The 15,412-nt window shown below is 64.8% G+C and carries 16 protein-coding genes; 7 read left to right on the plus strand and 9 right to left on the minus strand.

What is annotated here, in order from left to right; genetic code table 11:
* Positions 1 to 6: 6 nt before the first annotated feature.
* From EPD80_RS05475 to trpE, 4 genes are read left to right on the plus strand one after another with little or no spacing between them, the layout of a single operon-like run.
* Entirely contained in the window at positions 7 to 666 is a 660-nt protein-coding gene (locus EPD80_RS05475; protein ID WP_142804921.1) for an FHA domain-containing protein, read from the plus strand.
* The gene (rpe, locus tag EPD80_RS05480; protein WP_142810065.1) at positions 663 to 1,382 is read left to right on the plus strand and encodes a ribulose-phosphate 3-epimerase; all 720 of its coding nucleotides are present in this window, start codon (positions 663 to 665) and stop codon (positions 1,380 to 1,382) included. The genes EPD80_RS05475 and rpe overlap by 4 nt, the downstream gene beginning before the upstream one ends.
* Positions 1,379 to 2,050 (plus strand): phosphoglycolate phosphatase, encoded by a 672-nt coding sequence (gene gph, locus EPD80_RS05485; protein WP_142804923.1) that lies wholly within the window; start codon positions 1,379 to 1,381, stop codon positions 2,048 to 2,050. Before rpe ends, gph begins: the two co-directional genes overlap by 4 nt.
* A 19-nt stretch (positions 2,051 to 2,069) precedes the next feature.
* The gene (trpE, locus tag EPD80_RS05490) at positions 2,070 to 3,557 is read left to right on the plus strand and encodes an anthranilate synthase component I (RefSeq protein WP_142804924.1); all 1,488 of its coding nucleotides are present in this window, start codon (positions 2,070 to 2,072) and stop codon (positions 3,555 to 3,557) included.
* Between the two features lie 51 nt (positions 3,558 to 3,608).
* Here the strand turns inward: trpE and EPD80_RS05495 are convergent, their stop codons facing one another.
* Both EPD80_RS05495 and pmbA read right to left on the minus strand, forming a co-directional pair.
* Positions 3,609 to 4,691, minus strand: a complete 1,083-nt coding sequence (locus tag EPD80_RS05495) for a TRAP transporter substrate-binding protein (protein ID WP_142804925.1) — start codon at positions 4,689 to 4,691, stop codon at positions 3,609 to 3,611.
* A gap of 383 nt (positions 4,692 to 5,074) precedes the next feature.
* Complete coding sequence (gene pmbA / locus EPD80_RS05500; protein WP_142810068.1) at positions 5,075 to 6,421, minus strand: metalloprotease PmbA; 1,347 nt, start codon at positions 6,419 to 6,421, stop codon at positions 5,075 to 5,077.
* 70 nt (positions 6,422 to 6,491) lie between these two features.
* Between pmbA and yjgA the strand changes: the two genes are divergently transcribed.
* The 3 genes from yjgA to aroG are packed head-to-tail and all read left to right on the plus strand — an operon-like array spanning position 6,492 to position 8,751.
* Positions 6,492 to 7,055, plus strand: coding sequence for a ribosome biogenesis factor YjgA (gene yjgA / locus EPD80_RS05505; RefSeq protein WP_142810185.1), 564 nt, complete (start codon positions 6,492 to 6,494; stop codon positions 7,053 to 7,055).
* Complete coding sequence (gene mog, locus EPD80_RS05510) at positions 7,052 to 7,642, plus strand: molybdopterin adenylyltransferase (protein WP_142810071.1); 591 nt, start codon at positions 7,052 to 7,054, stop codon at positions 7,640 to 7,642. The genes yjgA and mog overlap by 4 nt, the downstream gene beginning before the upstream one ends.
* A gap of 17 nt (positions 7,643 to 7,659) precedes the next feature.
* On the plus strand, positions 7,660 to 8,751 hold the full coding sequence (gene aroG, locus EPD80_RS05515) for a 3-deoxy-7-phosphoheptulonate synthase AroG (protein WP_142810074.1): 1,092 nt from the start codon (positions 7,660 to 7,662) through the stop codon (positions 8,749 to 8,751).
* Positions 8,752 to 8,754: 3 nt separating this feature from the next.
* Here aroG and EPD80_RS05520 read toward each other — a convergent pair whose 3' ends face one another.
* The 7 genes from EPD80_RS05520 to pyk form a co-directional block, all read right to left on the minus strand.
* Positions 8,755 to 9,639 (minus strand): phosphoribulokinase, encoded by an 885-nt coding sequence (locus tag EPD80_RS05520; protein WP_142810076.1) that lies wholly within the window; start codon positions 9,637 to 9,639, stop codon positions 8,755 to 8,757.
* Positions 9,640 to 9,730: 91 nt separating this feature from the next.
* Positions 9,731 to 9,898, minus strand: a complete 168-nt coding sequence (locus EPD80_RS11330) for a hypothetical protein (RefSeq protein ID WP_185955399.1) — start codon at positions 9,896 to 9,898, stop codon at positions 9,731 to 9,733.
* A gap of 11 nt (positions 9,899 to 9,909) precedes the next feature.
* A complete protein-coding gene (locus EPD80_RS05525; RefSeq protein ID WP_142804931.1) occupies positions 9,910 to 10,995 on the minus strand; it encodes a YeeE/YedE family protein in 1,086 nt (361 codons plus the stop codon).
* Between the two features lie 8 nt (positions 10,996 to 11,003).
* Positions 11,004 to 11,963, minus strand: a complete 960-nt coding sequence (locus EPD80_RS05530; protein WP_185957720.1) for a sulfurtransferase — start codon at positions 11,961 to 11,963, stop codon at positions 11,004 to 11,006.
* Positions 11,964 to 12,171: 208 nt separating this feature from the next.
* Positions 12,172 to 12,744 carry a peroxidase-related enzyme gene (locus EPD80_RS05535; RefSeq protein WP_142804933.1) on the minus strand — a complete coding sequence of 191 codons (573 nt, stop codon included), beginning with the start codon at positions 12,742 to 12,744 and terminating at the stop codon, positions 12,172 to 12,174.
* A 49-nt stretch (positions 12,745 to 12,793) separates the two neighbouring features.
* Positions 12,794 to 13,858: a class II fructose-bisphosphate aldolase gene (fba, locus tag EPD80_RS05540; protein ID WP_142804934.1), complete on the minus strand. Its 1,065-nt coding sequence runs from the start codon at positions 13,856 to 13,858 to the stop codon at positions 12,794 to 12,796.
* 38 nt (positions 13,859 to 13,896) lie between these two features.
* Complete coding sequence (pyk, locus tag EPD80_RS05545; protein ID WP_142810080.1) at positions 13,897 to 15,348, minus strand: pyruvate kinase; 1,452 nt, start codon at positions 15,346 to 15,348, stop codon at positions 13,897 to 13,899.
* Between the last annotated feature and the right edge of the window lie 64 nt (positions 15,349 to 15,412).

The raw sequence follows: 15,412 nt of genomic DNA on the forward strand, positions 1-15,412 counted from the left end.
CATACCATGAATCGGTTTGCTGCCAACCGGGACGTGCTCTCCGGTACGGGTCATCTACGGGTGATCCATCACGGCAGCGAACTCGTGCGCGTCGATCTTCCCAACCGGGAGTTCTTCATCGGCCGTAAAGCCGACAACGATATCCGCATAGATAGCCTGGCGGTGAGCGGACGGCATGCTCGCATACGACCTCTGGGAGATGCGATTCTCGTCGAAGACCTCGGAAGTCGCAATGGCACCTGGGTCGACGGCCAAAGGATCCAGCAATACCGCCTCAAACCGGGAGAGGTTTTCCGTATCGCCCATTACCGCTTCCTCTACGGGGCTTCGCCGCTCGAACGAACCCTGCCTTGGCCGTTCGTGCCCCAGAGTGCGCCCTTGCGTCGGGGGCTCGTTCCTCAGCTCCGCCTAGAGTCGAGCGAAGGACAGAACAACCGAACGCTTCCCTTGGTTCGGGAAATCACTCGTCTAGGGAAACCCGGCCATACCGTGATCGCGCTCATCGATCAAGGCTGGCGGGTACTCCTACGCCATGAGAGCGGTCAGCCCCCCAGGGTCAACGGCAGCATTCCCACGACCTCCCTCGTGCCTTTGCGCGATCGGGATCGGGTCATCATCGATTCTCTCGAATTCGTTTTTCTCTACGGACCTCCTCCTGCTCGATGAAGCCGTCTTCCCCTTTCCTGATTGCCCCCAGTCTCTTGTCGGCGGACTTCGCTCGCCTGGGTGAAGAGGTGCGCGACGTGATCGCCGCCGGGGCCGATTGGATCCACTTCGACGTGATGGACAATCATTACGTCCCCAATCTCACGATGGGGCCGATGGTGTGCCGCGCGATCAAACCCTACGCCTCGGTGCCGATCGACGTCCACCTCATGGTGAAACCGGTCGACGCGCTCGTGCCGCAGTTCGCCGAAGCCGGGGCGGATTTCATCTCGTTTCATCCCGAGGCATCCGAGCACGTCGATCGCACGCTCGAGCTCATTCGCTCCTGTGGCTGCCGCGCGGGGCTCGTGTTCAATCCGGCCACCCCGCTCGTCTGGCTCGAACATGTGCTCGACCGGCTCGATTTCGTCCTTCTCATGAGCGTCAACCCCGGTTTCGGCGGGCAGCGTTTCATTGTGCATACCTTGAAAAAAATCGTCGCTGCGCGTAAGATGCTAGATCGTTATGCCGAGGAGAGCGGTCGTCGTCTGCTCTTGGAAGTCGACGGCGGCGTGAACCTCGACAACATCGCCGAAGTGGCAGCGGCGGGAGCAGATGTCTTCGTCGCCGGTTCGGCGGTGTTCGGTGCTGCTCGGGCCGACGACCCGCATCGTTACGATTCTATCATCGCCGGGATGAGGAGTCGGTTGCAAACCGTGGAAAGGAAAAAAGGATGAGTGCCAAGCCGATCGCGGCGGAAGCCTTGCTGTTCGACCTGGATGGAACCCTGGTCGATACCTTGCCCGACCTCGCCGAGGCCGCGGCGCGCACCTCGAGCGACCTCGGTCTGCCGATGTCCTCGCTGCCGGAGATTCGCCGTTGGGTTGGTGATGGCATCGCCGAGCTGGTCCGCCGTTTCATGGCGGCCAACGGACGCACCGACCCGGCAGAGGTGGCCGCGGCCCTGGAACGTTTCAAGGCGCACTATGCCGAGGTCAACGGGATGGCGAGCCGCCCCTACGAGGGGGTACCGGAGACGCTCGCCGAGCTCTCCTGCCGCGGCCTGGTGATGGGCTGCGTGACCAACAAGGACTGGAAATTCACCCTGCCGCTGCTCGAAGCGCTCGACCTCGCGCCGTTTTTCGACGTCGTCGTCGCCGGCGATACCCTGCCGGTGAAGAAGCCCGACCCGGCCATGGTGCTGCATGCTTGCGAACACCTCAACCGTCCGAGCGAGCGGGCCCTGCTCGTCGGCGATTCGGCCATCGACGCCCAGGCAGGGCAGGGGGCGGGGGTGGCGGTGGCGCTCGTCACCTATGGCTACGGCGACCCGGAATCTTTACGCCGTCTGCCGGCTTCAGTCTTTCTCGATCGCTTCCCCGAGCTGCTAAACTACTTGGCTTGAGTCCTTCCAGGGCGAAGCCATGCAGGAATCCGAATTCGACGCCCTCGCGGCGCAGGGCTACAACCGCATCCCGGTCACGCTCACCACTTTTTGCGACCTCGACACGCCGCTCTCCCTGTATCTCAAGCTCGCCGACGGGCCGTGGAGCTACCTGCTCGAATCGGTGCAAGGCGGCGAGCGTTTCGGGCGCTACTCCATGATCGGGCTCTCCAGCCCCGTGCGCCTCGAAGTCTATGGCCGCAGCGCCTTGCTGCTGCACGGCAACCGGCTCGTGGAGCGGCGCGATTACGGCGATCCGCTCACCTTCATCGGTGAGTATCTCGACCGCATCAAGGTGCCGCCGCGCGCCGGGCTGCCGCGTTTCCTCGGCGGGCTCGTGGGTTACTTCGGCTACGACACGGTGCGCTACATCGAACCGCGGCTCGCCGGCATCGAGAAGCCCGACCCGATCGGTACGCCCGACATCCTGCTGCTCGTCTCCGAAGAGCTCGCCATCGTCGACAACCTCACCGGCAAGCTCACGCTGGTGGTCTATGCCGAGCCCGAGGTGCCGGGCGCCTATCGCCGCGCCAAGAAACGCCTGCAGGAACTGCTCGAGCGGCTGCGCACGCCGGTGCGTATCCCCGTTTCGCGTCCGTTCCCACCCGGCGAGCCGGTATCGGCCTTCGGCGAGGAAGCCTTCAAGGCCGCGGTGGAGCGCGTCAAGCGCTACATCGTCGACGGCGACGTCATGCAGGTGGTGTTGTCGCAGCGCATGAGCAAGCCGTTCCATGCCGATCCGCTCACGCTCTACCGCGCCATCCGCTCGCTCAACCCTTCGCCCTATCTCTTCTATTTCGATTTCGAGGAGTTCCACGTCGTGGGGGCTTCGCCCGAGATCCTCGTGCGGCTCGAAGACGAGGGAACGGCGCGCAAAGTGATCGTGCGACCCATCGCCGGGACGCGCCCGCGCGGCGCCACTTCTGCCGAAGATCAGGCGCTCGAGCGCGAGCTCCTCGCCGATGAGAAAGAGCGCGCCGAACACGTGCAATTGCTCGATCTGGGACGCAACGACGTGGGGCGCGTGGCGAGAATCGGTTCGGTGAAAGTGACCGAATCCTTCGCCATCGAGCGCTATTCCCACGTGATGCACATCGTCTCGCAGGTCGAGGGGGAACTCGGAGAGCAGGAGACGCCCTTGTCGGTGCTGCGCGCTACCTTTCCCGCCGGGACGGTGAGCGGCGCACCCAAGGTGCGGGCCATGGAGATCATCGACGAGCTCGAGCCGGTGAAGCGCGGCATCTATGCCGGAGCGGTGGGCTACATCGGGTTTCACGGCGAGATGGATCTGGCGATCGCCATTCGTACCGCCGTCATCAAGGACGAGACCATCCACGTGCAGGCGGGCGCGGGCATCGTCGCCGATTCCAATCCCGAGGCCGAATGGCAGGAGACGCGCAACAAGGCGCGCGCGATGCTCAAGGCCGCCGAGATGGCCGAGGCCGGCCTCGACGAACCACTGGCGTAATGAAAAACGGCCCCGTGGGGCCGTTCTGTGCTACCGCAAATCCGATTCGACTCAAAGCTTGATGCTCGCCATGTATTGGTCGTAGCTCATCTCCGAGAGACGGAACCAGGAATATTGGTCGCGCAGGAATTTCTCATAGTGCGCGTAAATGTTCTTCCAATCGGGGTTGGTGTCGTTGAGCTCGGCGAAGAGTTCGTTGCGAGCCTTGAAGGAGGCATCCATCATGTCCTTGGGGAAGCGGTTGATCTTCGCCCCTTCGGCCACGAGCTTGCGGATCGTGTCCGGGTTGCGCGCGTCGTACTTGGCGAGCATGCGGGTGTGCGCATCGCTCGCGGCGATGCGGATCAGTTCCTGATAGCGTTTGGGCAGGCCGTCGTAGGCTTTCTTGTTGACGTAGAGCGACAGCTGGGCGCCGCCTTCCCACCAGGCGGGGTAATACCCGTAGGGTGCCACCTTGTGGAAACCAAGTTTGTAGTCGTCATAAACGGTGGTCCACTCCACCGCGTCGATCGTGCCCTTTTCCAGCGCCTGGTAGAGCTCGCCGCCGGGGATCGCCTGCGGTACGGCACCGAGCTTGGTGAGCACTCGGCCGGCAAGGTTGCTGATGCGAATCTTCAGCCCTTTCAGGTCGTCGACCGACTTGATCTCCTTACGGTACCATCCACCCCACTGCGCGCCGGTGTTGCCCAGAGGGAAGTTGACGATGTCGTAGCGTGCGAAGAGCTCGCGCATCAGCTGCAGGCCGCCGGCGTCGTACATCCAGGCATTGATCATGCGGGCGTTGAGGCCGAAGGGGATGGCGCAGTCGAAGGCGAGCGCGTCGTTCTTGCCGACGAAGTAGTACGAGGCCGAGTGTGCCATCTCGACCGTGCCCTGTTGGACCGCGTCGAACACGCCGAAAGGCGGCACCAATTCACCGCCGGCGAAGACATCGATCTGAAATTTTCCTTCGGAAAGCTCGTTGATGGACTTGCTCAACTCTTCGGCTGCACCGAAAATGGTATCGAGCGACTTGGGAAAGCTCGAGGCCAGGCGCCAGCGGATGTTCTGTTGCGCCATCACGATGGCCGGAGCGGTGCCGCTGGCGAGGATACCCGCGATTCCCGCGCCCTGGAGGAATTTGCGTCGTTGCATGGTTGGTCTCCCTTTCTGTCGAACAAGCGGCACACCGAGATGGCGGCCTTCCATGGTCAATTGAAACACCTCGAAAACCCGTCGAGGGGAATGACGGTGACGGACGCTCGAGAGCGGGCGCAAGAATCATTTGCCGTGTAGTCTGGCAAGCCCGCGAGACGACGAATGGGACGAGCGTCCGTGCGCGTGTTTTCGCAGCGTTTCATGGGTACCTCGAACAACCATCCCGAACGGTTGCAGGGCAAGGCCTCCAGAGCCCAGGATGCGAGACTGAGACTCATCACCTGGGGAGGTGAGCATCCGGGCACAGGAGAAGGCCGTCATACAGCCGTGCAGTCGGTTCATCAAGGTACTCTATAGTAGCGCAAAGCCGCCGAACTCCATCATTCCCCGGCCACTTGCATCGCTTCGACCAGGGTGGAACCGATCCGGTAGCGGTGGCAAGGGCGGGCGTCGTTGGCCACGCCACGGATGGCGCCAAACATCTCGAGCAGGTTGCCGGCGATCGTGATTTCACTCACCGGGTGGGTGATCTCGCCGTTTTCCACCCAGAAACCGGCCGCTCCGCGGGAATAATCGCCGGTGACGGGATTGACGCCGTGCCCCATGAGTTCGGTGACGAGCAGACCCCTGCCCATCTCGCGCAGTAGCGCCTCGCGGCTGTCGTGCGTGGGCGGCACGAGCAGGTTGTGCGCACCGCCGGCGTTGCCGGTGCTCGGCAGTCCCAGTTTGCGTCCGGAGTAGGTGGAGAGGAACCACCCCTGCAGGACGCCTTCGGCCACCACCGTGCGCCGCGCCGTGGCTACGCCCTCGTCGTCGAAAGGGGCCGAGCCTGGAGCCTTCAGGACGAAGGGGTCTTCGAGGATGGTGACGAGTGGCGAAAAAATCCGCTCACCGAGTTTGTCGAGCAGAAAGGAGGCCTTGCGGTAGAGGGCGCCGCCGCTCGCGGCCTGGACGAAGTGGGACAGCAGGCTGCCCGAGACGGTGTGGTCCAATACGACGGGGTAAGTCCCGGTGGGGATGCGTCGCGCCCCGAGGCGAGCGATCGCGCGCCGTCCGGCGCTGCGCCCGATCAGCTCGGCCGGTTCCAGATCGAGCGGGTCTCGCCGCCAGTCCCACCAGTAGTCGCGCTCCATTCCTGCTTCGTCCTGTGCGATGACGCTGCACGAGAGGGAATGGGCAGTGGTCGGGTAACCCGCGAGGAAACCGAGGGAATTGGCGAGTACGAATTGGTGGGCTTGGGTCGAGACCGTCGCCCCTTCGGAATTGGTGATGCGCTCGTCCACGGCAAGCGCGGAGGACTCGCAGGCGCGGGCGAGCTCGATCGCCGACTCGGCCTCCAGCGCCCAGGGATGGAAGAGCGATAGATCGGGAAGGGTGTGCGGGTCGGCCAGGCGATTCTCGTCGGGCAAGCCCGCCGCTTCGTCCTCGGCGGTGAGCCGGGCGATGGCCACGGCGGCGGCGACGGTGCGATCGATCGCCTCCCGGTTCATGTCGCTGGAATTCGCGTGCCCCCGGCGTCGGCCGACGTAGACCGTGACGCTCAAACCTTTGTCTCGATGGTATTCGAGCGTCTCGAGCGCGCCGCGGCGTACCGTGACCGACAGACCTCGACCTTCGGAGACGCTGACTTCGGCTGCATCGGCCCCGAGCATACGTGCGTGCTCGAGCGTCGCCTCCGCGATGCGCGCCAATTCATCGCGACTATGGGTAAATTCTACCGCTGGCATTCAGGACTCTCCTAGGGGACTGGCTTATAATTCTATCCTTCCCGACCATGATCCAGAGTGCTTGCTTCCAATGCCGCTTCCTCCGCCCAAAGATCGCCCCGAGATCCCACCGTCGAAGACGCGGCGCAAGAAAGCGATGATCGCCCTGCAAGATCTGGGTGAGCGGCTCACGGCGCTGTCGCGTGAGCGGCTGTCGCGACTCGATCTCCCCGAATCTCTGCTCGCGGCCATTCTGGAAGCCAAGCGACTGGAGGGCAAACACGAGGCGCGAAGGCGGCAGATGCAGTACGTCGGGCGGCTCATGCGTGTGGTCGATGCGGCAGCAATCGCCGCTCGCCTCGAATCCCTTGAGGGGGATTCGCCTCAGGCGAAGGCGCGTCGGGCGCAGCTGGAACGCTTGCGTGAGCGTTTCCTCGAAGATGAGCGGGTATTGGGCGAGATCCTCTCCTGGGCGCCGGAAGCCGACGTGCAGCATCTGCGCGTGTTGCGGCGCAAGGTACTGGAAGAGCGGCAGAAGGAAACGTTCGTCAGCGAGGCGTATCGCGCGATCTATCGTGAGTTGAAGTCCTTGGTCGAGGCCCATGAGGCAGATCTGCCGTGGGGTGCGGGAGAACGCGAGGAGAGAGAGGCATGAAGGCAGAGGCGGTGATCGGGCTCGTGTCGGTGAGCGATCGGGCGAGCCAGGGCGTCTATGAGGATCGTGGCCTGCCGGCGCTGGAGACATGGCTTTCCCGGGCGCTCGTTTCGCCCTGGCGGGCGGAGAGGCGCCTGATTCCCGATGAGCGTCCCGTGATCGAGCGCACCTTGATCGAGCTCGCCGACGAGCTCGGCTGCTGCCTCGTCTTCACCACCGGTGGGACGGGGCCGGCCCCGCGCGACGTCACACCCGAAGCCACGCTCGCCGTTGCCGAGAAGGAACTCCCCGGCTTCGGCGAAGAGATGCGACGCATCGGCCTGCGCTTCGTCCCCACGGCCATCCTGTCGCGCCAGGTGGCGGTGATCCGAGGACGCACCCTGATCGTGAACCTTCCGGGGCAGCCGAAGTCCATCCAAGAAACCCTGGAGGGGTTGCGCGACGCCGAGGGTAAGGTGCTCCATGCCGGCATCTTCGCAGCGATTCCCTATGCGATCGATCTCATCGGTGGGCCCTATCTGGAAACGGATCCCTCGGTCGTCGCGGCGTTTCGCCCCAAGAGCGCCGTCAAATCGACCCAGGGATGAGCCAACGAGGAAAGCGTATGAATACCGTCAAAGCCCATACCCGTCTGCACATCGATGACGTTAGAATCAAGGAGATCAAGGAGCTCGTGCCGCCGGCGCACGTGCTGCGCGAGTTTCCCGCTACGCCGGCCTCGGCCGAGACCACTTTTTTGGCTCGCCAGGCGATCCACCGCATCCTCTATGGCGCCGACGATCGCTTGCTCGTGGTCGTCGGTCCCTGTTCGATCCACGATCCGGAGGCGGCGCTGGAATACGCCCGTCGACTCAAGGAACAGGCGGACCGCTTGCGCGGCGATCTGTTGGTAGTGATGCGCGTCTACTTCGAGAAGCCGCGCACGACGGTCGGCTGGAAAGGGCTCATCAACGATCCTTACCTCGATGATTCTTTCCGCATCAACGACGGCATCCGCCTGGCTCGTCGGTTGTTGTGGGAGATCACCGAGATGGGACTGCCGGCCGGTACCGAGTTCCTCGACATGATCACGCCGCAGTACATCGCTGACCTCATCGCCTGGGGCGCGATCGGGGCGCGTACCACCGAGAGCCAGGTGCACCGCGAGCTCGCCTCGGGCCTCTCCTGCCCGGTGGGATTCAAGAACGGCACCGACGGCAACGTGCGTATCGCCATCGACGCGATCAAGGCGGCCCAGGCGCCCCACCATTTCCTCTCGGTGACCAAGGCCGGGCATTCGGCCATCGTCAGCACCACCGGTAACGAAGACTGTCACGTCATCCTGCGCGGCGGCAAGGAGCCCAATTACGACGCCAACAGCATCGAGGCGGCTTGCCGCGATCTGGCGGCGGCCGGAATTCCCGCCAAGGTGATGATCGACTGCTCGCACGGCAACAGCCGCAAGCAGTTTCAGCGCCAGCTCGAAGTGGTCGAATCGGTGGCCGAGCAGCTCGCCTGTGGCGAGGAGCGTATCATCGGCGTGATGATCGAGTCCCATCTCAAGGAAGGGCGCCAGGATCTGATGCCGGGCAAACCGCTCGAATACGGCAAGAGCATCACCGACGCTTGCATCGGGTGGGAAGACACGGTCGCGGCGCTCGATCGCCTCAGTGAGGCGGTGCGTGCCCGACGGGTGGCTCTGGCGCAACGCGCCTGAGCGCTAGAGTACCCCCATTACCCGCTGGCGCCGCTCCATCAGACGCCAGACGAAGGGGGTGAAGATGAGCTGCATCGCCAGTTCCATCTTGCCGCCGGGAATCACCAGGGTGTTCGCGCGGCTCATGAAGGAATCGGCGATCATGTTGAGCAGGTAGGGAAAGTCGATGCCGCGCGGGTTGGCGAAGCGGATCACCACCAGGCTCTCGTCGGCGGTGGGCACGTCGCGGGCGATGAAGGGGTTGGAGGTGTCGACCACCGGGATGCGCTGGAAATTGACGTGCGTGCGGCTGAACTGCGGGCAGATGTAGCGCACGTAGTCGGGCATGCGGCGCAGGATGGTGTCGGTGACGGCCTCCGTGGAATAGCCGCGCTCGCTGCGGTCCCGCCACAGTTTCTGGATCCACTCGAGGTTGATGATGGGCACCACGCCGATCAAGAGATCCACGAAACGCGCCATGTCGTGGGTCTCGGTGACGAGCCCGCCGTGCAGCCCCTCGTAGAAGAGGAGATCGGTGTTTTCCGGCAGAGGCTCCCACGGGGTGAACGTACCAGGCTTCCCGCCGTATTTCGCTGCTTCCTCGACGTCGTGCAGGTAGTGGCGCGTGCGGCCAGTGCCGCTCTCCGAGTAGGAGCGAAAGAGATTCTCCAGCTCGTCGAGCAGGTTCGCCTCGGGGCCGAAATGGCTGAAGTGATGATTGCCACGGGCGGCCTCTTCCGCGATGCGCCGACGCATCTCGGCACGGTCGAAGGCATGGAAGGCATCGCCCTCGACCACGGCGGCATTGACCCCTTCGCGCTCGAAGATGCGCACGAAGGTGCGGGTGATGGTGCTCGTACCTGCGCCAGAAGAGCCGGTGACCGCGATGATGGGGTGTTTGATCGACATGGCAGTCCTGCGTATCGACCCTGCAGTATAACGCCGTTTCAGCGCTGTAGATGCGCCCATCGATGCGGGTTTTGGGATGAGGCAGCGCGATTCAACGGCCGGAGCAGTGACCGCCGCTCGGGGCTTGGCCGCTGCCGAGCGCGATCGGCGGTGGTTCGGGACGATAGCGGTGGGCGGTCAAGGCGTCAAGGAGTATCAGGCCGGTGAGCGCCAGCCAAAAAAGGGCCGTGAGGCGGCGAAACCAGAGTGTCGTGTCCATTTGCTTCTCTCTCAGGTGGCCGTCGCTTCGATTCGACGGCGCAGGCGCACGCCCAGGATCGAGCCGAGGAAGGCCATGGCGAACCATATCCACCCATGGAGGCTGGCCGAGCTCACCCCGCCCAGGAAGGCTCCGACGTTGCAGCCAAAGGCCATTCGGGAAGAATAGCCCAGTATCAGGCCCGCGGTGGCTGCGACCAGTAGGCGTCGTGCCGAAGGCAGGTTGGTGGTCACGGGGGCGCGCCAGCGCGAGACGGCATAGGCGCCGTAGAGCAGTCCGAAGTTGGTGACCGAGGTGACGTCGAACACGATGGGTTCGACCAAGCGCGTTGCGTGCGGGGCCACGCTCCAGAAGGGATCGGCGGCAGGGTTCCATCCCAGGGCGGCAAACGCCTTGGCACCCCATAGCCCTACGCCATAGACGATGCCCCAGGGCTGACCGGCCACGATCAGGTGCAGTGCTGCGAGCAAGGCGAGCAGGATGGCGCCGATCACCCAGCGCCGCGGCCAGGGACCAGCGCTGCGGGCATGCGGCAGGGTGAGCAATGCCACCAGAGCGCAGCCGGCTAGCGTGAGGGCGAGCGCCGTCGGCCAGCCGTAGCGCAGCAGGTCGACGGGCGGCAGACCCCCGAGGGCGACCCAGGCCGGCTGATGCGAGGCGCCAAGGAAACTGCCGAGCATGAAAGTGGGCAACACCACCACCGAGAGCGGCGACCCGGCGCCCGCCTTGTAGAGCGTGCCGGAGCCGCAGCCGTCGGTGAGCTGCATCGCCGCGCCGAAGAGGAACGCGCCGAGCAGCAGGCTGAGCGTGAGGGGAGCCACCGCGCCGACGAGTTCGCCGGGGTGCGCGGCCAGCAGCGGCAGCATCAGACCGGAGGCGAGTGCAAGCAAGAGCAGCTGGGCCCACAGCCCGTGCGGATTGCGCCGCTCGATGTAGTCGCGCCAGCCGGTGGTGAAGCCGAAGCGGCAGCCCTGCAGCACGGCGCCGAATCCGAGCCCGAGCAGCGTCAGTAGCCCCTGGCGCAAGCCGGCGAGCAAGGTGATGGCGAACACCAACGCGAGTGCGCCGGTGACGAGGACGACACGGCGAACCAACATGGTGGACCTCACTGGGCGACCCAGCGCTTGGCCTCGCGCACCAGCGCCTGCAAGCGGGAGGGTTCGTGGTCCATCGGCAGGTCGCGCCGGCTCCAGGCGACCACCGATTCGGGGTAGAGCAGCACGTCTTCGTGGCCCAGGAGTTCCGAGAGCACGAACCAGTCGGTAGCGGCCCAATGACCGGTGTTGCAGAAGGCAACCGCGGGTTCCGAGCCGATCAGGTCTTCCCGGGCGACGATGGCGCGAAGCTCCTCCAGGGGCTTGAGCCGTTTGCCGTCGGCGGCAAAGAAGCGTGTATGCGGCAGCGATGCCGCGCCGGGCAGCGTGCCGTAGCGTGCCGCGCCAGCGTGGCGGGTCTCACCGTGGAAGAACGGTTCGGGGCGGGCATCGATGAGCCGGGTGGGCGAGCCGGTTTGGAGGCGTTCGGCCAGGGCCTCGGTACTGAGAATGCGTCGGGAATCGAAACGGACGGTGAAGTTGCTGGGCTCGGGGCGAGGTTCGGCGGTGACGAGATCGTGACCGTCTTCGGCCCAACCGAGGGTGCCTCCGTCGAGCACCGACAAGCGCGTGAGCCCACCCACCTTGAGCGTCCAGTAGACGCGCGCGGCGGCGCCGAAGTCGGTGGCGTCCTTGCCCGCATGGGCGACGATCACATGGACGTTTTGGTCGATGCCGGCGCGGCGCAGCGCTTCGGTCAGCGTCTGTTCGGAGGGCAGGGCACCGGGGTTGTCGGCCGGGCCGCGAAAGACACCGTAAGGAATATTGACCGCACCGGGAAGGTGTCCCGTGGCGTATTCCGCGGCGGGGCGGATGTCGAGCACGCGCACGCCGGGATCGCGCAGCAGCGGCACGAGCTCGTCCGGCGTGAGCAAAGGTCGCACCGGCTGGGTTTGCGCGGCGGCGAAGGCGGCAAAACCCAGCAGGAACGTCACCAGGAGTGAGCGGCAGGAGCAGACAAGGGAACGCATCGCCATCACCTCAACGTGTCATCTCGAAGTCGAGGTGGGCGATGATAGAAGAGGAGGACGCGTTCGCCAAGCCGGCTGGAGAGGTTTGTTTATGAATTTCGGTCATAAATCCACCGCGACGAGGTGGCGAGCCGACCCGCTGCCTCGTTTCTTCTCGACGTTTTTTCGCGGCGCCCGGGCGCCCAGAGGGCAGGATTTTTTGCCGTGTTCAGCTCCGTCCCATGGCGTAGAACTCGTCGTTGGGTCGCAGGGCGCTCATGTTGGCGATGCGGTTGCTCATGCCGTAGAAAGCGGCGATGGCGCCGATGTCCCAAATGTCGTCGAGTGTGAAACCATGAGTGCGCAAGGCGGCGAAGTCTTCGTCGGTGACCTCAGCCGAGCGCAGCGCCACTTTCATGGCGTAGTCGAGCATGGCGCGCTGGCGCGGGGTGACTTCGGCGCGGCGGTAATTGACGGCGAGCTGGTCCGACAGGCGCGGGTTCTTGCTGCGGATGCGCACGATGGCTCCGTGGGCGATCACGCAGTAGAGGCAGTCGTTGGCCGCCGAGGTGGCGACCACGATCATCTCGCGCTCAGCCTTGGTAAGGCCGGTGTTCTTCTCCATGAGCGCGTCGTGATAGGCGAAAAAGGCGCGGAATTCCTCGGGCCGGTGGGCGAGGGCGAGGAAGACGTTGGGTATGAATCCGGTCTTTTCTTGCGCCGCGAGGATGCGGGCGCGGATGTCTTCGGGCAGCTCGTCGAGCCGAGCGACGGGAAAGCGGCTGATGCGGTCTTCATTCATGGATGTCTCCTCCTAAGAAGAAAAAGCCCGCACACGGCGGGCTCGGGAATCAGCGTACTTGCTGGGCGAGTTCACCCGAGCGATAGCGCTCGGCCATTTTCTCGAGCGGGATCGGTTTGATCTTGCTCGCCATGCCGGCGCAGCCAAACGCTTCGTAGCGCGATTTGCACAGGGCCTTGGCGGCGGCGCGCGCCGGTTTGAGATATTCGCGCGGATCGAACTTGTCGGGCGATTCGGCGAAGAAGCGGCGGATCGCGCCGGTCATCGCCAGACGGATGTCGGTGTCGATGTTGATCTTGCGCACGCCGTAGCGGATGGCGGTTTGGATCTCCTCGACGGGCACGCCATAGGTCTCTTTCATGTCGCCGCCGTAGCGCCGGATTTCTTCGAGCAGCTCCTGCGGCACGCTGGAGGAGCCGTGCATGACGAGGTGGGTGTTGGGCAGCCGGGCGTGGATTTCCTTGACGCGCTCGATGGCCAGGATGTCGCCGGTGGGCTTGCGCGAGAACTTGTAGGCGCCGTGGCTGGTGCCGATGGCGATCGCCAGGGCGTCGCACTGCGTGGCGCGCACGAAGTCGGCGGCCTGCTCGGGGTCGGTGAGCAGCATCGAGTGCTCGAGCGTGCCGGCCGCGCCGATGCCGTCTTCTTCGCCCGCCTTGCCGGTCTCGAGCGAGCCCAGACAACCGAGCTCGGCTTCGACCGTCACGCCGATGTAGTGGGCGAAGCGTACCACTTCCTGGGTGACGGCCACGTTGTATTCGTAGGAGGAAGGGGTTTTCCCGTCTTCCAATAGCGATCCGTCCATCATCACGCTGGTGAAGCCGGAGCGGATGGCGGTCATGCACACGGCCGGGGTCTGGCCGTGATCCTGGTGCATCACGACCGGCAGATGGGGGTAGGATTCGACCGCGGCGAGCAGCAGGTGGCGCAGGAAGGGTTCGCCGGCATACTTGCGCGCGCCGGCCGAGGCTTGCATGATCACGGGGCTGTCGGTCTCGGCCGCGGCTTCCATGATCGCCTGCACTTGTTCGAGGTTGTTCACGTTGAAGGCGGGAATACCGTAGCCGTGTTCGGCGGCATGATCGAGCAGCTGGCGCATCGAGACGAGAGGCATGGGACGTTTCTCCTTGAAGCGGATCGTTCGGGCGGATTCTACACCGGCGGCGCGGCGGCTCGCAGGGTCTGGCCGACGCGCACGATCTTGAGGGTGTTGGTACCGCCGGGCACGCCGATGGGTTCGCCGATGGTGAGCGCGATGAGATCGTCGTAGGCGACGATGCCGCGCTCGAGCAGGATCTTCTCCGCTTCCCACAGCATTTCGTCGCGGTCCTGGTGGACTTGCGACACGAGGATGGGCGTGACCTGACGATAGAGCGTCATGTGGTTGCGCGTGTGCTCGTCGGGGGTGAGCGCGAAGATGGGGACACCGCAGTTGATCCGGCTCATCCACAGGGCGGTGGCGCCGGTCTGGGTCATGGCGGCGATCGCCTTGACGCGCAAGTGCCAGCCGGTCCAGATCGCCGACATGGCGATCGCCTCGTCGATGCGGGTGAAGACCCGATCGAGCAGCTCGCGATCGAGCGAGCTCTCCTGGGAGCGTTCGGCTTCGAGGCAGACGCGGTGCATGGCTTCCACCGTCTCGACCGGATAGCGGCCGCTGGCGGTCTCGGCCGAGAGCATGACCGCGTCGGTGCCGTCGAGCACGGCGTTGGCCACGTCCGAGACCTCGGCGCGCGTGGGCACCGGGCTTTCGATCATCGATTCCATCATCTGCGTAGCGGTGATGGTGAGCCGTTTGTGCTCGCGCGCGAGCCGCAGCATCTTTTTCTGTAGCGCCGGTACCGCCGCATCGCCCACTTCGACGGCGAGATCGCCGCGTGCGACCATGATGCCGTCGCTCGCCTCCAGGATTTCCTCGAGATTTTGCACCGCTTCGATGCGTTCGATCTTGGCGATGATGAGCGCGTGTCCGCCGGCGGCGCGCATGAGCTGGCGGGCCATGTAGATGTCGGCGGCGTTCTTGGGGAAGGATACGGCGAGAAAATCGACGTCGAGTTCGGCGGCAAGCCGGATGTCTTCCATGTCCTTGGCGGTGAGCGCCGGGGCCGAGAGGCCGCCGCCCTGCCGGTTGATGCCCTTGTGATCGGAGAGCACGCCGCCCACGAGCACCGTGGTATGGATGCGATCGCCGGCGACGTAATCGACCTGCAGCCGGATCTTGCCGTCGTCGAGCAGCAGTACGTCGCCGGGGCGGACGTCGCGCGGCAGATCGGGGTAGTCGAGCCCGACGCGGGTCTCGTCGCCCACGGGGCAGTGGACGTCGAGGATGAATGGCTGGCCGCGCTCGAGCGTGATTTTTCCGTGGGCGAATTTACCGATGCGGATCTTCGGTCCTTGCAGGTCACCGAGTAGCCCCACGGGCCTTTCCCGCCCGAGGGCGAGTTCGCGCACCAGCCGGGCGCGGGCACGATGCTCGTCGGGGCTGCCGTGCGAGAAATTGAGCCGGGCGACGTCGAGCCCGGCATCGATCATGCGACCGAGTACCTCAAGGCTGGAGCTCGCCGGCCCGAGCGTGGCGACGATCTTGGTGTGGCGTGGAGGCATGGGGGCTCCAATGACGGCGTAAGGCGTTTGCGCTCGTCCATTGTAGCAAGAAGGGGGATCGTGG

Origin of the sequence: Tepidiphilus olei, from assembly GCF_006980705.1 — a bacterium.
GTDB lineage: Bacteria > Pseudomonadota > Gammaproteobacteria > Burkholderiales > Rhodocyclaceae > Tepidiphilus > Tepidiphilus olei.